This window comes from Pseudomonas sp. AC211 (assembly GCF_979258055.1).
The window spans coordinates 3,602,633-3,618,720 of sequence record NZ_OZ409830.1 but is presented as its reverse complement, the minus strand read 5'-3'; the positions used below and the strand labels follow the sequence as shown (position 1 = coordinate 3,618,720).

At 63.4% G+C, this 16,088-nt stretch carries 9 protein-coding genes and 1 pseudogene; 8 read left to right on the top strand and 2 right to left on the bottom strand.

The features are described from left to right. Positions 1 to 653 precede the first annotated feature (653 nt). The 5 genes from ACZZZP_RS17135 (at position 654) to ACZZZP_RS17115 (ending at position 4,390) form a co-directional block, all read left to right on the top strand. Positions 654 to 2,219: an autotransporter family protein gene (locus ACZZZP_RS17135; protein WP_463536732.1), complete on the top strand. Its 1,566-nt coding sequence runs from the start codon at positions 654 to 656 to the stop codon at positions 2,217 to 2,219. Next, positions 2,122 to 2,583 (top strand): autotransporter outer membrane beta-barrel domain-containing protein, encoded by a 462-nt coding sequence (locus tag ACZZZP_RS17130; protein ID WP_463536731.1) that lies wholly within the window; start codon positions 2,122 to 2,124, stop codon positions 2,581 to 2,583. Before ACZZZP_RS17135 ends, ACZZZP_RS17130 begins: the two co-directional genes overlap by 98 nt. Before the next feature lie 203 nt (positions 2,584 to 2,786). Then, positions 2,787 to 3,056 (top strand): DUF3077 domain-containing protein, encoded by a 270-nt coding sequence (locus tag ACZZZP_RS17125; protein ID WP_463383554.1) that lies wholly within the window; start codon positions 2,787 to 2,789, stop codon positions 3,054 to 3,056. A 213-nt stretch (positions 3,057 to 3,269) separates the two neighbouring features. Then, positions 3,270 to 3,734 carry a helix-turn-helix domain-containing protein gene (locus ACZZZP_RS17120; protein WP_463536730.1) on the top strand — a complete coding sequence of 155 codons (465 nt, stop codon included), beginning with the start codon at positions 3,270 to 3,272 and terminating at the stop codon, positions 3,732 to 3,734. Then, the gene (locus tag ACZZZP_RS17115) at positions 3,725 to 4,390 is read left to right on the top strand and encodes a mobile mystery protein B (protein WP_463536729.1); all 666 of its coding nucleotides are present in this window, start codon (positions 3,725 to 3,727) and stop codon (positions 4,388 to 4,390) included. The genes ACZZZP_RS17120 and ACZZZP_RS17115 overlap by 10 nt, the downstream gene beginning before the upstream one ends. Here the strand turns inward: ACZZZP_RS17115 and ACZZZP_RS17110 are convergent. After that, positions 4,332 to 5,357 (bottom strand): AraC family transcriptional regulator, encoded by a 1,026-nt coding sequence (locus ACZZZP_RS17110; RefSeq protein ID WP_463383551.1) that lies wholly within the window; start codon positions 5,355 to 5,357, stop codon positions 4,332 to 4,334. The two genes, ACZZZP_RS17115 and ACZZZP_RS17110, sit on opposite strands and share 59 nt — an antisense overlap. Positions 5,358 to 5,398: 41 nt before the next feature. Further along, positions 5,399 to 7,105 (bottom strand): Na/Pi cotransporter family protein, encoded by a 1,707-nt coding sequence (locus ACZZZP_RS17105; RefSeq protein WP_463536728.1) that lies wholly within the window; start codon positions 7,103 to 7,105, stop codon positions 5,399 to 5,401. Between the two features lie 201 nt (positions 7,106 to 7,306). Here ACZZZP_RS17105 and recC point away from each other — a divergent pair. The 3 genes and pseudogenes from recC (at position 7,307) to recD (ending at position 16,084) form a co-directional block, all read left to right on the top strand. After that, positions 7,307 to 10,647, top strand: a pseudogene (recC, locus tag ACZZZP_RS17100) (exodeoxyribonuclease V subunit gamma). After that, positions 10,644 to 14,195 carry an exodeoxyribonuclease V subunit beta gene (gene recB / locus ACZZZP_RS17095; protein WP_463536727.1) on the top strand — a complete coding sequence of 1,184 codons (3,552 nt, stop codon included), beginning with the start codon at positions 10,644 to 10,646 and terminating at the stop codon, positions 14,193 to 14,195. The pseudogene recC and the gene recB overlap by 4 nt, the downstream one beginning before the upstream one ends. Beyond that, complete coding sequence (gene recD, locus ACZZZP_RS17090) at positions 14,192 to 16,084, top strand: exodeoxyribonuclease V subunit alpha (RefSeq protein WP_463383550.1); 1,893 nt, start codon at positions 14,192 to 14,194, stop codon at positions 16,082 to 16,084. The genes recB and recD overlap by 4 nt, the downstream gene beginning before the upstream one ends. Positions 16,085 to 16,088 lie beyond the last annotated feature (4 nt).

Genomic DNA, 16,088 nt, shown 5'->3' with positions numbered 1-16,088 from the left:
CGGGGGCGGCCAGCGCGCGCCAGCGTCAGGCAGGTAGCGGTTTATGGCTGAGTTGCGTGTGAAAGTGGGCGTTTTAATTCCGTTTCAGGCTGATTAAGTTTTCTTCGATCCCAATGCTTTGTAGGGAAGTTCCTTGGCGTGGACAACTAAGTTTTCAACTTGGTACCGTCCGTGCCTGTTGTTTCCGTCAGTCCCCATTTTCTTCTAGTGCTTCGGCCGTTATGGCAGCAGCGAATTTATTGTTTCGCCTATTAAGTGTCGCGGTGAAGTTGCTTTCTCAAGGAATAATCATGAATACATTTAAGTTGTCTGTTATTTGCGCTGTTGTTGCTCAGATTATTGCGGGGCATGCATTGGCCGCGAACTACGATGCAAGCAGCGACGGTGCTATCGCCATAGATATGGGCTTTGCCGGGCAAGATGTGGTGCAAGCAAATATAGAACACACATTCAATGCGGGAACTTCGGCTGAGTTTTCCGGGGATAGTCAGTTGCAAGCAACAGTCGCCAACGCGCTGGATGCTGGCAAACAATACTTTAAAGATAATTCAAGTCTTGTGGCTTCTGCTAAAGGCTCGTTGAACGGTGCGCAAGTTACATTTTCGGATGCAAGTTTTATTCGCGTGACGGCCGCAGACGCTATTGCAGGTGGTTTGCTTACATTCAACGACAGCAGTTATTTGAAACTCGAAGGCGTCGACCTGACCAGCAAGATTGTCGCGGTGAAACTCAAGGGCACGGCAACCAGCGTGCAACTGGGCGGCCAGCGAATGACGTTGGGTGGTTTGGTGGGCGAGGGCACCGTTCGCAATGGCGGGCAAGACAACAGCACCTTGATCATCGACACCGGCGCGCTCGGAGCGTCGGCGTTCGACGGTGTGCTGGCTGATGGCGGCACCGGCACGCTCAGCCTGATCAAAGACGGTCTGCACGAATGGACATTTAATGGCGATGGCAGCGCCATGACTGGCACCACCAGCGTGAACGACGGGCAACTGACCGTTAACGGTACGCTGGCCAATTCCGCCGTTACCGTTAACAGCGGCGGCGTGTTGAGCGGCAAAGGCACGGTCGGCAGCGTGGAAGTGAAGAAAGGCGGTGCGCTGGGCGCGGAGTTTGCCGGCGACACCCTGACCATCAACGGCAGTTTGAAAATGGAGCTGGGCACTACGTTCTATGTCAGCGCCGGTCCAGACGGCAAAGCCGGGCTGGTGGACGTGCGCGACAACGTCTCGATTCAAAACGCCAGCGTGCAAGTGGCGGCCGGGATGGGCGCCTATGAGCCAAATACCCGATACACCATCCTCACTGGCGGAGCGGGCGTCAGCGGCACGTTCGAAGGGGTAAAAACCAATCTGTATTTCCTCGACCCGAAGCTTATTTATAACAGTCACTCCGTCGAGCTTGAGCTGCACCGTAACGACAACTCGATTGTTACGGCAGCCACCAGCCCTAGCGCGGTCAACGCGGCCAACAGTATGGGCGTGGCAACTCCAGGCCTGATTAATCACCTGTTGGTGAGCGATCTGAATACAGCCGGCGTCGCCCTGGAGCAGCTGGCTGGCGCCGCCAATGCCAGCCGCGTTTCGGCCATGCTTGCCAGCACTGGGCAAGTCAGCAGCGGCATGTTGCAGGCGATGCAACAACTGGAAAGCCGCGGCAACAGTTTGCAAGCGGCGATGCTGCGTGATGACGGTCCGCTGCTGGTCGCTACCGGCACACCCGACGACGCGCGTGGCCTGCAAGATCCGCAGGCGCAGGGGCGCGTCTGGCTGCAGGCACTCGGCAGCCAAGGCACATTCGAGCAGGACGACAACCCCGCAGAACTGCAACAGCGCACCAGCGGCGCGCTGGTCGGTGCCGACTGGTCGGTTACCAGCGACTGGCGCTTGGGCGTGGTGAGCGGTTACTCGAAAACCGACCTGGACGCCGGCAACTTTCTCACCGGCGCAGTGAACACCTACCACCTCGGCGCCTATGCCCTGCATCAGAACGGCGCGCTGGCCACGCGGATGGGCATGGCCTACAGCGGCCACAGTGGCACCAGCAAACGGGAGCTGAGCTTCAACCAATTCAGCGATGCTCCACGTGGCGAATATTCGGCGAACGGGCAGCAAGCCTTTGTGGAGTTCGCCTATCAGACCGCCAGCGGTCGGTTGCTTAAAGAACCGTTTTTCAACCTGGGTTACCGAGCGCTACACCCGCGAGGCCTACGATGAAAAGGGTGGCGCAGCGGCGCTGCACGTCGACGACCAACAGCAAAGCAATGTCAGCGCTACGCTTGGTCTGCGTTTGGCGCACCTCGGCCAGCTTGATAACGGCATGAGCGTCACGCCCCATGCGAGCGCTGGCTGGCGTCGCCTGTTTGGCAATGTTGACGTGGTCACTCAGCAGGCCTACCGCTCCGGCGGCAGCACCTTTGACGTTTACGGCAGCACGCTGGACCGCAATAGCATTACGCTGGAGGCTGGCGTCGACCTGGGCATCAGTCCTGCGCAAAACCTGGGCGTGGGTTATGTCGGCGATGTGGGCAGCAACTCCCGTAACCATGGTTTGCAAGCGGAATGGCGTGTGAATTTTTAAACACTGTTGCAGTTCCGACCACGCTGAAACGCCGTCTTGTGACGGCGTTTTTTTTCGCCTGTCCCAGCCACAAAACGGCAATTTTGTTCCCGTTAACCTGCGACTTTTTCCGTCGCAGCCGACATATTCGCGCCGCGTCACGACATAGAGTTCGCCGTCGCTCGAATTGCAGCTCGCTTGGCCGCTTAACGGAGCTAAGGAAGATGACGATCAAAAAAGCCTTAACCACCTCCCAACCCTTCGACACCGTAGACGGCGTTGCGCTGTTCTCGGTCAATGCCGGTGTGCCCATCGAAGCTGCGCTGGAGCGCGCCGCCGACTTGATGCTTTACGTCGAAACGCTTGCCACCGCTGACGCTTTTATCAACAAGGCCCACGAATCTGGCGTGATTCAACAGCTGAGCCAAATGGCCAGTGCGTTAGTGAGAGCGAGCCAGCTCAGCGTGCGTGAGCTGCTTGGCGCCAGGATGTGACGCACGTTTGCACACGGTGAATCCCGGCGTTTCCCTTCTACAACCCAAACCCTTAATGAATCCACGTTGCGCCATAGACGCGCCTTTTTCGCTAATCTGTACGCCTATAAGCGCACACTATATTGATAAATGAGTGCCTATAGGCGTACATAAAGATGTATGTTGGGTGCTTATACACATACAGGTCGCTTTTTTGGTTCGCAGGGGCTCGCCATGCAGACGTTCTCTTTCTTCAAGCTTCGTCTCCATCAAATTGAACGTGCCGTTGAGCCTTTCATGCTGGTGCAAGGCACGACTAAACCGCGCGGGGGGTGGTTGAAAGCCATCCGCGAATCGCTTGGTCGCTCGGTTCGGGTTCAGGCGGCACTGGTCGGGGTGTCGGCTTCCACGCTGCAAAAATGCGAGGTGTCAGAGGCCAACGACCGCATCACGCTCGGTCAACTCCGAAAACTCGCGGCCGGGCTGGATTGCGAACTTGTGTACGCTCTGGTCCCTCGCCAGCCGCTGGGCGACATAATCGAAGCGCGGGCCGACGCGTTGGCACGGCAAGAGGTGATGGGCGTCGCTCACACCATGGCGCTGGAAGATCAGCGGCCTTCGGACAGTTACATCGAGCGCAAAGTGGCGGACCGGCGACAGGAGCTGTTGTCCGGCTCATGGACGCGTTTGTGGCGGTGACGGTGGCGTTGCAGCCAGGTCAAACTCCACTTGACCCCGACGAGGCGGCGGGGCTGTTGCCCACTCATATCCGCACTCAAAGCGAGCTGGATGAGTGGGAGGCCGAGAATATCTACAGCGCCCACCGCTGGCTCGATCGACAGAAAAAACTCGACGTGCTCACCGATCAGTTTTGCCGCGAGCTGCACAAACGCATGTTCTCCAACACCTGGGAATGGGCGGGGCGGTTTCGCCAGACTGGCAAGAATATCGGCTGTGATTGGAGCCAGATTGCTGAGCAGCTCCGGCAACTTCTTGGCAATGTCAGCTACTGGATCGAAAACGACGTTTACCCCCTCGAAGAGACTGCCGCGCGCTTCCATCATAAGCTCGTGTGGCTCCACCCGTTTGCCAACGGCAACGGTCGCCATGCTCGGCTGATGGCCGACTTGCTACTGCGTCAATGTGGCAGTCGCGCCTTTTCATGGGGAAGCGCGGCTAGCCTTGCGGTGGCTGGCGCAGTGCGCAAAAAGTACATCGAGGCCCTGCGGGCCGCCGACAGGGGCGACTACCAGGCCCTTTTTGCCTTCGTTCGCACGTATCGCCTCGCTGAGTGCCTTAGACCGAACGTATGCGCGACCGATACTCGCCCGGCGTCAACCCTGTCCAGTTTCTGAACGCCCGAAAGAACACGCTCGGCTCCGAATACCCCAACAACAACGCAATTTCCGCAGCTGGCAATTGACCATCGTCGAGGTAGCGTTCGGCCAATTGCTGGCGGGTGTCGGTAAGCAATTGCTGGTAGCTGCTGCCTTCTTCGGCGAGGCGGCGTTGCAGGGTTCGTTCGCTTAGGTTGAGGGTGCGCGCCAGATCGGCACGGTCCGGTTCGCCATGGGCGAGTTGGGCGCCGAGTAGAGCGACCACCCGGGCGATTAGACCTTCGCTGGGCAGGCGCGCCAGTAGCGCTTCGGCGTGCTGGCGCAGCAGGATTTGCAACGGTGGGTTGGCTTGAATCAACGGCGCACTGCGAAGCACCAATGGCAATACCAGTACGTAGTCGGCGCAGCCGAAGCGAAGTTCGGCATTGAAGGCGGCGAGGTAGGGCTGCGTTTCAAGCGGTTGCGGATGGGTAAATTCGGCACGAAGCAGGCGATAAGCATGCAGCAGCGGCGCCATCATGTGCACCCAGAACACCATCAGCGCCAGCACGCGTGTGCGGGTGGCGGGAAGTTCGGGGTGCACGGGGCGATAAATCACGCGCAGTTCGTCCCCCTCGGCGTGCAGGTGCAGCTCGCCGCCTTCGCCAACCAGGCGTTGATAACGCAGCGCCGCCCCCAGCGCGTCGCCCAAGGTGGCGCTGCTTTGCAGCAAGTAACCCAGCACACTGAATGGGCCGGGCGCCAGATTGGCACCGATCAATAGGCCGGGCTCGCTGGCTTCCAGACGATTATCCAATTCCTGCCAAAGCTGCTCATGGGCGCTGAAAGCCACGCGGCCGTCGGGATCGGTCAACTGCTGCTCGTTCAAGCCGCAGCGGGCTAGCAAGTCGTTGCGGTCCAAACCCAGCCGCACAGCGGCGTGCAACACCGACTGGGTGAGGCTGGCGCTGACGGAGGCGTGGCGGGGGTCGATGGCGTTGGGCATGGCGCCAGATTCTGCCCAAGCCGTCGGTTAAAAGACAGCGCTCAACGTGCCGCCGGTTTTGCCTCGGGGGAATCGAGATCGGTGGCCTGCTGCGCGGCTGATTCAGCATGATCGTCATCGCCATCGGCCAACGCACCGTGTTCGTGTGCTTCCAGCGCGGCATAGGCGCTGCTGCAGAACAGTGAGTTAAGCCGTTTCATATCGGCGATCAGCTCCAAGTGCAGCGAGCTGGTTTCGATGCTTTGCACAATGTGGTGATGCAGCCGGTACACGTGGGCATGGGCCATGCGCCGTTCCTGGGCGCGGAACCGGCGTTTCTCGCGCAGCAGTTGGCGCGCACTGTGGGCGTCGCCCGACAAAAACACGCTCAGCCCCAAGCGCAGGTTGGCCACCAGTTGCTGATGCATTTCGGTCAGCTCTTGCAGGCCAGCTTCAGAAAACGAATGTTGCTGCGCGGTCTTCTGGTTTTGCACTTTGCCGAGCATACGTTCGAGCAGGTCAGCGGCCTGTTGCAAGTCCACGGTCAGCTCGATGATCTCCGCCCAGCGCCGGCGATCATGCTCGCCCAGCGCCTCGCCCGGCACCTGCGCCAGGTACAGCTTCACAGCGTTATAGAGCGCATCCACGTCATCGCCCAGGCGTCGCAATTCTTTGCCTGCCAGCGGCTGTGGGCCGCGCAAAACGGCGAGGAAATGGCCGAGCATGGTTTCGATCAAATCGCCGATGCGCAGGGTTTCGCGCACCGCGTTGTTGAGCGCCAGGCTGGGAGTGTCCAGCGCGGTCATGTCGAGATGACGGGGTTTGGCGACGCCGTTGTCGAGTTGGCGGTCAGGCAGCAGCCAATTGCAAAAGCGCGCCATCACATGAACCGTCGGCAGCATCAGCAGGCAGCGCGTGGTGTTGTAGGCCAGGTGAAAGCCGATCACCAAGGTTTGCGGGCTCATTTTCAAGGTGCTCAGCCAGTGCACTAACGGGTGAATAAACGGGCTGATCAGCAGCAGGCCGATGACTTTGTACAGCAGGCTGCCCAACGCCACTCGACGGCCTGCTTCGGTCTGCATGCTGCTGGTGAGGAGGGCCAGAATGCCGCTGCCGATATTGGCGCCAATCACCAAGCCCAGCGCCACCGGCAGGCTGATCAAACCGGCGCTGGCCATGGTCGCGGTCAATAGCACGGCGGCCAGGCTGGAGTAGGAAATCAGCGCGAATAGCGCACCTACGAGCGCATCGAGCAGCACGTCGCCGGTCAGTGAGGAAAACAGCACTTTGATGCCGTGGGCTTCGGTGATTGGCAGGGCGGCGCTGACGATTAATTGCAGCGCCAGCACAATCAATCCCAAGCCAATCGCCACGCGCCCTAGCTGGCCGGCACGGCTCTGCTTGCGCGAAAGGAAAAAAATCACGCCGAGGAAAATCAGCAGCGGCGACAGCCAGGACAAATCCAGGGTCAGCACCCGCGCCATCAACGCGGTGCCGACGTCGGCGCCGAGCATGATCGTCAGCGCCGGCGTGAGTGCCATCAAGCCCTGGCCCACGAATGAGGTCACCAACAGCGCCGTCGCGTTGCTGCTTTGCACCAGCGCGGTCACGCCGATGCCCGCCGCGAAGGCCAGCGGGCGCGTATCCATGTTGTGGCTGAGTACTTTGCGCAGTTGCGAGCCGTACACCCGAAGGATGCCGGTTCGCACGATATGGGTGCCCCAAATCAGCAGGGCGACGGCAGAAAGCAGGTTGAGCAGGGTCAGCATAAGCGCGGCCTCCCTGGCAGCATGGCGAATATGGGCAGTGGACCGGAAGCAAACGGCCCGCGTTCGATTTTTTCTTGTGCGCCATGCAGTTAGCTGTAGTTGGCGAATGCGCTTCACGCCAGTTTCGACGCGCGATTTGCCGGTCCCGAACGGCCTGCCGAGCTGTTAACCTACGTGCCATCTTTGCAAGCGACGGCGCCCATGCTCACGCTCTACCACGCCCCCGATCTGGAAACCCTTGGCGCGTTGGCCACCACCCTGTTGGCCCAACCGCAGCGCGAACCGTTTGCCCCGGCGTTGGTGGTGGTGCCGAGCCAGGGCATGGGCCGTTGGCTGACGCTGGAACTGGCGCGTAAACAAGGCATCGCCATGCAGCTGGAGGTGCAACTGCCGGCCAAATTTGTCTGGGAAATTTCGCGGCTGGTGCTGGGCGAGCTGATCGACAAGCTGCCGGAGCAATCGGCGTTTTCGCCCACCACATTGACGTGGCGGCTGTACGACTGGCTGTGCGAACCGAGCAACCTGGAACAAGCGCCGCGGCTGGCGCAGTACCTGGAAGGCGGCGATGAGCGTCGGCGATTGTCGCTCGGCGCTCGCATTGCCGACGTCTTCGACCAATACCTGCTCTACCGCGACGACTGGCTCGCCGCCTGGGAGCGCAACGAGTTGCTCGACCTTGGCGCCGACGAAGGCTGGCAAGCCTTGCTCTGGCGCGAACTGACCCGCGACGGCCACCCGCACCGCGCCCGTTTGCTCGACGATTTACTGCGCCGCCTGCACGACGACACGCCCATCGCCGGCCTGCCCGAGCGCCTTTTGGTGTTCGGCATCAGCAGTTTGCCGCCGCACCATATGCGCGTGCTCGACGGCCTGGCTCGCCATGTTGAAGTGGTGGTCTGCGCCCTCAACCCGTGCCGCGAAGCCTGGGGCGATATTCGTGACGTTCGCGAGCTGGCCCGCCAGCCGGTGCTCAATATCGCCACGGCGGCTGACGATTGGTACCTGGACGTCGGCCACCCGCTGCTCGCCAGTCTCGGCAAACAAGGGCGCGACTTTTTCGACGCGCTGTTCGGCCTCGGCGGCCAGGAAATAGGGCTGTACTCCGAAGACGCCGACCTGCACGACACCTCGCTGCTGCGCGCCCTGCAAAACGATATTTTGCGCCTGCGCACGCGCCAGCCCGAAGAGCGGTTGGTGCTGCGTGAAGACGACCGCTCCCTGGAAGTGCATATCGCCCATTCGCCGCTGCGCGAGGTGGAAATTCTGCACGACCAACTGCTCGCCCGCTTTGCCGCCGACCCCACGCTCACGCCCGACCAGGTGGTGGTGCTGACGCCCGATATCGAACGCTACGCGCCCTTTATCGAAGCCGTGTTTGCCACCCGCGACAGCCACGGCCGCGGCCCCCGTTCGCCGCGTATTCCGTTCAGCCTGGCCGACCGCAGCTTGCGCGCCGAGCTGCCGATTATCGAAGCCTTCCTCGCGCTGCTGACCCTGGAGCAAAGCCGCTTCGGCGCTGAAGAAATTCTGACTTGGCTGGAACAACCGTCGATTGCCCGCCGTGCCGGTATCGAAAACGAAGACCTGCCGCTGCTGCGCGATTGGCTGCGCGAAGCCGGCGTGCGCTGGGGCCGCGACAGCGAGCACCGCGAGCAACTCGGCTTGCCTGCCGATGCCGCCTTCACCTGGCGCCAGGGCCTGGACCGTCTGCTGCTCGGGTTTGCCGCGCCGCCACAATTGGCTGGCGATGCCGCGCCACTGCTGGGCGACACCTGGCCGCTGGATGCCCTTGAAGGCGCCCGCGCGCAATTGCTCGGGCGCCTGGCTGGTTTCGTTCAGCGCCTGGCGTCCTTGGCCGAAGACCTGCAACGCCCACGCTCGCTGGCCGCCTGGGCCGACACGCTGCAAGCGATGATCGACGCACTGTTCGATGAGCGCGAAGCCGGCGACACCTTGTTGCTGCTCAGCCAGGCCTGCGCCGCCTTGCGTGACCAGGCGCAAGCCGCCGGCATCGAGCGGCCGCTGGAGCTGGCGCTAGTGCGTCAGCAACTGAGCACGGCGCTGGAGCAGGGCAGCGGCGCGTCCGGATTTCTCACCGGCGCGGTGACCTTCTGCACCATGGTGCCGATGCGCAGCCTGCCGTTCCGTCTGGTGTGTTTGCTGGGCCTGGACGATGGCGCGCTGCCCCGGCGCACGCCGGCTGCCGGCTTCGACCTGATTACCCAACACCCCCGTCGCGGCGACCGCGCGCGGCGTCTGGATGACCGTTATCTGCTGCTGGAAATTCTGCTGTCGGCGCGCGATGCCCTGTACCTCAGCTATGTCGGCCGCGACCCACGCAACAACGCCGAACTGCCGCCATCGGTGCTGATCAGCGAAGTGCTCGAAGCCGTCGACCTCACCGCCCAGAGCACCTGTAGGAGGGCTTCAGCCGCGATGCCCTTGAACCTGACACCCAGGCTCAGGAGCTCGCCAGCAAACACATGACCATCGCCCACCCGCTGCAACCTTTCTCGCCTGGCAACTTTGCCGGCGGCGCCCAGCGCAGTTACGCCGCGTCGTGGTTCCGCGCCGCCCAGCGCCTGGCCGAGCCGCCGCAAAGCAGCCCGGCAGCGTTTGCCGGGCGCCTGCCGGAACCCGACGCCGATTGGCTGCATATCGAGCCGTCGCAGCTGCTGCAATGCTTCCGCCACCCGGCGCGGTTTCTCTTGGAACAACGCTTGGGCTTGCGCCTGGCCGACAGCGACGAAGCCTTGGCCAGCGACGAACCCTTCGTTCTTGAAGGCCCGGCATGGCGCGGGTTGCGCCAGTTGGCGCTGGAAGCGGTAGAGCGCGACTGGACGCTGGAGCAGGAACGCGACATCGCCCGCGCCGCCGGCTGGTTGCCGACCGGCGAGTTGGGCCAGGCGTTGTGGGGCAAGTTGCGCGGCCCGGTGCGCGCCTTTGCGCCACGGCTGTTTGAAGCGCGCCCGGAAGAACAGCCGCAGCCGCTTTTGGTCGACGTGCAATTGGCCGGCGTGCATATCCACGGTTGGCTCGACGGCGTGACCTCCAGCGGCTTGTTTGAATGGCGCCTCAACGCCCCGAGCGCCTGGGATTTGCCCTCGTTCTGGCTGCGTCATGTGCTGCTCAACCTCAGCGCCACGGCGGATATCGCCCGCGAAAGCCTGCTGATTTCCCCCGTCCACGATTGGCAACTGGGCCCGCTGGCCAACCCGCGCGAACTGCTGGAACCCTGGCTGTTGGCCTACCGCGAGGCGCTGTGCGAACCGCTGCCGCTGATGCTGAAAAGCAGCTATGGCTTTGCCGAGGGATTGCTCAAGCCAGGGCGCAAAGAGCCCATCGAGGCGGCGCGCTTTAAGGCCAAAGTGGCCTGGGAAGGTGCGGACTTCAGCCCCCTGCCCGGCGAGTCGCAAGACCCGTGGTACGCCCTGGCGTTTCGTGATCGCGAGGTGCTCGGCGAGCGCTTTGAGGCCTTGGCCCAAGCGCTGATTCTGCCCGCGCTGCAAGCCTTGGCACCGGAAGGGGAGGACGAAGAATGAGCCTCGACCTTCACACCTCGTCATTCGCCGGCCGTTCGCTGATTGAAGCCAGTGCCGGCACCGGCAAAACCTGGACGCTCACCGCGCTGTACGCGCGCTTGCTGCTGGAGCGGCAACTGGGCGTCGGGCAGATTCTGGTGGTCACCTACACCACGGCGGCCACGGCGGAATTGCGCGAACGTATTCGCGGGCGCTTGGCCGAGTTGCTGGCGGTGTACGAAGGCACGCCCAGCGGCGACGACTTCCTCACGCGCCTGCACGCCCAATACCCCGGCGAAGAGGCGCGGCGCCGATTGCTGCTGGCCGTGCATGGTTTCGATGAAGCGGCAATTTTCACCATTCACGGCTTCTGCCAGCGCGCCCTGCAAGACGCCGCGTTCGAAGCCGGTGGCGATTTCGACAGCGAACTGGCCAGCGACGACCGCGAAGTGCTCGACGCCTTGCTCACCGACGCCTGGCGCCACGAATTAGCATCGGCCGACCCGGCCTGGGCGCGCTTTCTGGCGAAGAAAAAAATCACCCCGGCGCTGTTGCGCCAGCGCTTGCGTCCGCACTTGGGCAAACCCTATTTGCGTATCGAGCCGCGCCTGGCTGAACCGGCGCCGGCTTCTGATGAGCTAGCCGCAGCCAGCCAGGCTTGGAGTACCGCCGCCGAGCTGTGGCGCCGTGGCGGCTACGGCTGGATTGAGGAACTGCAAGAACACGGTGGCCTGAGCCAGAGCACGCACAAGGTGGCGAAGCTGCCATTGTGGTCGGCCGAACTGGACAGCTATTTCGCCGACCCGGCGGCGCTGTTCGATGCGCCAATTGGCTTGGGCAAACTCACCGGCAGCGCGTTGTTCAAAGCCACCAAGAAAGGCCATAACCCGCCGGTCAGCGCCGTTGCCGAAGCGTTCGACGCGCTGTTGCTGGCCATCGCCGACGCGCTGCCGGCTGGCGAGCAACGCTTGATTGCCTTGCAGGTGCGTCTGCTCGACCGCCTGAACGCCGAGCTGCCGGCACGCAAAGCCGCCCAGCGCATTCTGGCGTTTGATGATCTGCTCAATCGCCTGAACGAAGCCCTGCACGGCCCGGTGGCCGAGACCTTGGCGCACACGCTGCGCACCCGTTATCCGGTGGCCTTGATCGACGAATTCCAAGACACCGATCCGGTGCAGTACCAGATTTTCGACCGCATCTACCGAGACGGCGGCGACCTGTGTTTTGTCGGCGATCCCAAGCAGGCGATCTATGCGTTTCGCGGCGCCGACCTGGCCACCTACTTAACCGCCCGCGCCGCCGCCGAGCGGCGCTACGACTTGCCGTTTAACTACCGCTCCACCGCCGAGCTGATCGCTGCATTGAACCTGCTGTTCGCGCGGCCGCAACCCTTTGCCGTGGATGGCTTGGACTATCCGCAGGTGCGGGCTGGCATCAAGGCGCGCTCGCGGTTGGTGCTGCCGCCCGGCAATGAAGCGCCGTTGTCGCTGGTGTGGCTCGGTGATGAACCGCTGAACAAAGGCCGCGCCGATACGCTGGTGGCGGTCGATACCGCACAGCGCATCGCCACGTTGCTGGCCGCCAGCGCACAGGGGCAAGCGTATTTCGACAAAGACGGCACGCGCACGCCGCTCAAAGGCGGCGACATTGCCGTGCTGGTGTCCAACCATCGGCAAGCCTCGGAGGTGGCCGAGCAATTGGTGGCGCGCGGCGTGCCCAGCGTGCGGCGCGGCAACCAAAGCGTGTGGCACAGCGAGGAGGCAGCCGAGCTGGCGGCAGTGCTGGCGGCCTATGCCGAACCGGGCCGCGAGGGCGTGCTGCGGTATGCGTTGTCCACGCGCTTGCTCGGCCGCGACGCTCAGCAACTGGCGCGCTGTCAGGATGACGAGCGCGCCTGGGACCGTGAGCGCGAAGACGCCGAGTTGTATCACCAGCTCTGGCAGCAACAAGGATTTATGCGCGCCTTCCGCGCCTGGCTCGATCAAGAGCAAGTGGCCGAACGGCTGCTGGCAGCGCCTGATGGCGAGCGGCGCCTGACCAACGTGCTGCACCTGGCCGAACTGCTGCAAGCCGAGAGCCAGCAGCGGCCAGGCTTTGAACCGTTGCTGGCCTGGCTCAACGCGCAACGCGGCAGCGAAGGCGCCGGTGAAGATGCCTTGCTGCGTTTGGAAAGCGATGCCGAGCGCGTGCAGATCGTCACCATCCATACCAGTAAGGGCCTGGAATACCCGTTGGTGTTCTGCCCGTATCTGTGGAATGGCCGGCTGCTGGGGCAGCACAAAGACAGCGCCACCTGCCACGACGAGCACGGCCAGCCGATGCTCGACATGGGCAGCGAAAACCTCGACAGCAACCTGCAGCGCGCCCGCGAAGAAGTGTTCGCCGAGCAACTGCGTCTGGCCTATGTCGCGCTTACCCGCGCCCGCGATCGCCTGTGGTTGCATTGGGGCCCGGTGGCGGTGCCGGCACCGGTGAAGAAAACCGGCTTGCTGCCCGAAGAAGGCCTGCACAGCAGCGCCCTGGCGTGGTTGCTTCACGGCCGCGAACTGGCCGGCGCCGACGCGCTGGGCGAGTTGGCGCAGCACCTGAACGAGCGCAGCGGCGAAGCGCTGGCCAGCGAAATTGATGAACTGGTAGCCGTAAGCGGCGGCACCTTTGCGCGCTTGCCGCTGCTCAATAACGAAGCTTCGGCAGCGGGCGAGCAGCGCGCACCGGCGCCGCAGCAGCTCGGACAATTTGAGCGCAGCCTGCACAGCGCCTGGCGTATCGGCAGCTTTTCCGGGTTGTCGGCGGGCATGCACATGGAGGCGCCCGACCGCGACAACCTGAGCATTCCTGACGCCAGCGATCCGGGCCTGGGCTTTTTCGCCTTTCCCCGTGGCGCTCGCGCCGGTACCTGCCTGCACGCGGTATTGGAAGACTGGGCGCGGGGTAAAGGCGAGCTGCCGGCGTTGGTGGAACACGCGCTGACCGACCACGGCCTGTCGCGCGACTGGACCGAGCTTGCCGCCGACCATTTGCAACGCGTGCTCGACACCGACCTCGACGGCCACGGCCTGACGCTGGCCAGCCTGGTATCGGCGCGGCGTTTGCCTGAGCTGGGCTTTACCTTTCCGGTGGCGCATCTGGATGTGTATCGCCTGCGCGCCATTCTCGCCGACCCGCAATACGGCCTGGCGGCACCCATGCGCGAAGCAGCGCAGCGGCTGGAATTCGACAGCCTCAAAGGCTTTCTCAAAGGCTTTATCGACCTTACGTTCGAGCACGAAGGCCGCTGGTATATCGCCGATTACAAATCCAACTGGCTGGGGCCGGACGCCAGCTTCTACAGCGGCGAGCGCCTATTGCAAGCGCTGGCGGGCGAGCATTACTACCTGCAATACCTCATCTATTTGGTAGCGCTGCGCCGCTTCTTGCGCCAGCGCCTGGCGGACTTTACCGACGCGCAACTGGGCGGCGCCTATTACCTGTTCTTGCGCGGCATGCCGACGGCGGGCGTGTATTTTTCGCGGCCCGCCGACAGCCTGCTCGATGCCCTCGACCAGTTGTTCAACGAGGAGCAGCCATGAGCCTTGCCGATCTGCCCCTTGGGCCATTGGAGCGCGCATTTGTCGCCAGCTTGCAGCGCCTGGATGAAGACGCCAGCGAGCCGGTGCTCCTGGCCGCGGCGCTGACCTGCGCGGCGTTGGGCAACGGCGATGTGTGCCTGCTACTGCGGCGCTGGGCCGGGCAGCGGGCGTGGCCGGAAGTGGGCGGCGGTTTACTGGTGCCGGCGTTGGCGCCCTGGGTCGAGCAACTGCAGGCTTCGCCTTTGGTGGGCGCGCCCGGTGAGTTCGCGCCGCTGATACTCGACGGCGAGCGCCTGTATCTGGCGCGTTATCACCACTACGAAACGCAATTGGCGGCGCAGTTGCTGGCCCGAGGCAGCGCTAACCCCGAGGTGGACGAAAGCGTGCTGGCCGATGGCCTGGCGCGTCTTTTTGCCCGCAACAACAACCAGGCCGGGCCGGACTGGCAGCGTCTGGCCGCCGCGCAAGCAGTGCGCCGTAATCTTGCGGTTATCTCCGGCGGTCCGGGTACAGGCAAAACCACCACGGTGGTGCGCCTGCTCGCCGCGTTACTTGAACAACCGGGCGGCGAACGCTTGGCCATTGGCCTGGCAGCGCCGACGGGCAAAGCCGCCGCGCGCATGGCCGAAGCCATTCGTAATGCCAAGGCCGAGTTGCCGGTAAGCGAGGCGATCAAAGCGGCCTTGCCGGAAGAAGCGCGCACCTTGCACCGCCTGCTCGGCAGCCGGGGCGACACACCGCGCGTGCGCCACACGGCGGCCAGTCCGTTGCCGCTGGATGTGCTGGTGGTGGACGAAGCGTCGATGGTCGACCTGGCGCTCATGGCCAAACTGCTCGACGCGCTGCCCACTCACGCGCGCCTGATTTTGCTCGGCGACAAAGACCAACTCTCCGCCGTGGAAGCCGGCGCAGTGTTTGCCGAGCTGTGCGAGGGCCGAGGCTTTACCGCCGAAACCGCCGCCGATCTGCAACGCCTCACCGGCCAACCGGTGGAAGCACAAACGCCGAATTCGCGGCTTGGCGATGCGGTGGTGCTGCTCACCCACAGCCACCGTTTTGCTGGCGACAGCGGCATCGGTGAGTTGGCGCGCCGCATCAACAGCGGCGATGCCACTGGCACGCTCAACCTGCTGAAAGAGGGCAGGGCAGACCTGGCCTGGGAGCGTGAGCCTACGCCGAGTGCGCTGCTCGATCGTCTGGACCAAGGCTACGCGCCTTATCTGACGGCAGCGCGCAGCGGCGACGTGGCGGCGACCTTCGCGGCCTTCAACCGTTTCCGCGCCCTAACGGCGCAACGCCAGGGCGCATGGGGCGTGGAGGGCATTAATGAGGCGCTGGAAGCGCGGTTCAAACGGCGCTTCAGCCTGCCAAGCCGCGAGCGTTGGTATCCCGGTCGGGCGGTGATGGTGCGCCAGAACGACTATGCGCTCGGCCTTTTCAACGGCGACATCGGCATCTGCCTGGCCAGTGAAAACGGCCTGCGCGTGTTCTTTGAAAGTGCCGGCGAAACCGAACCGACCTTCCGCCCGTTTTCCCCAGCGCGGTTGCCCAGCCACGACAGCGCGTTCGCCATGACCGTGCACAAAAGCCAGGGCTCGGAATTCAGCGAAGTGCTGCTGGCGCTGCCCGACACCGCCAGCCCGCTGCTTACTCGCTCGCTGTTCTACACCGGCATTACTCGCGCCAAGCACAAGGTGGAAATCTGGGCCTTGCCGGCGCGCTTGATGGAAGCCGTCAGCACCCGCGCCGAACGGGCGGCGGGGTTGGCGGAGCGCTTGCGAGTGGACGGATTTGTGGCGCCGCTCGCGGCCGCTGAACCGCCGCCCGAACCGCCGAAAAGCCCGGAGAGCAAACCGGCAGGCGAGCAGGATCAGTTGAGTTTGTTTTGAAGCG

What these genes read in the sequence shown, in the direction of transcription:
- ACZZZP_RS17125 (WP_463383554.1), top strand. Translation starts at nt 2,787, where the DNA reads ATGACGATCAAAAAAGCCTTAACCACCTCCCAACCCTTCGACACCGTA.
- ACZZZP_RS17120 (WP_463536730.1), top strand. Translation starts at nt 3,270, where the DNA reads ATGCAGACGTTCTCTTTCTTCAAGCTTCGTCTCCATCAAATTGAACGT.
- ACZZZP_RS17110 (WP_463383551.1), bottom strand. Translation starts at nt 5,357, where the DNA reads ATGCCCAACGCCATCGACCCCCGCCACGCCTCCGTCAGCGCCAGCCTC.
- ACZZZP_RS17105 (WP_463536728.1), bottom strand. Translation starts at nt 7,105, where the DNA reads ATGCTGACCCTGCTCAACCTGCTTTCTGCCGTCGCCCTGCTGATTTGG.
- recB (WP_463536727.1), top strand. Translation starts at nt 10,644, where the DNA reads ATGAGCCTCGACCTTCACACCTCGTCATTCGCCGGCCGTTCGCTGATT.
- recD (WP_463383550.1), top strand. Translation starts at nt 14,192, where the DNA reads ATGAGCCTTGCCGATCTGCCCCTTGGGCCATTGGAGCGCGCATTTGTC.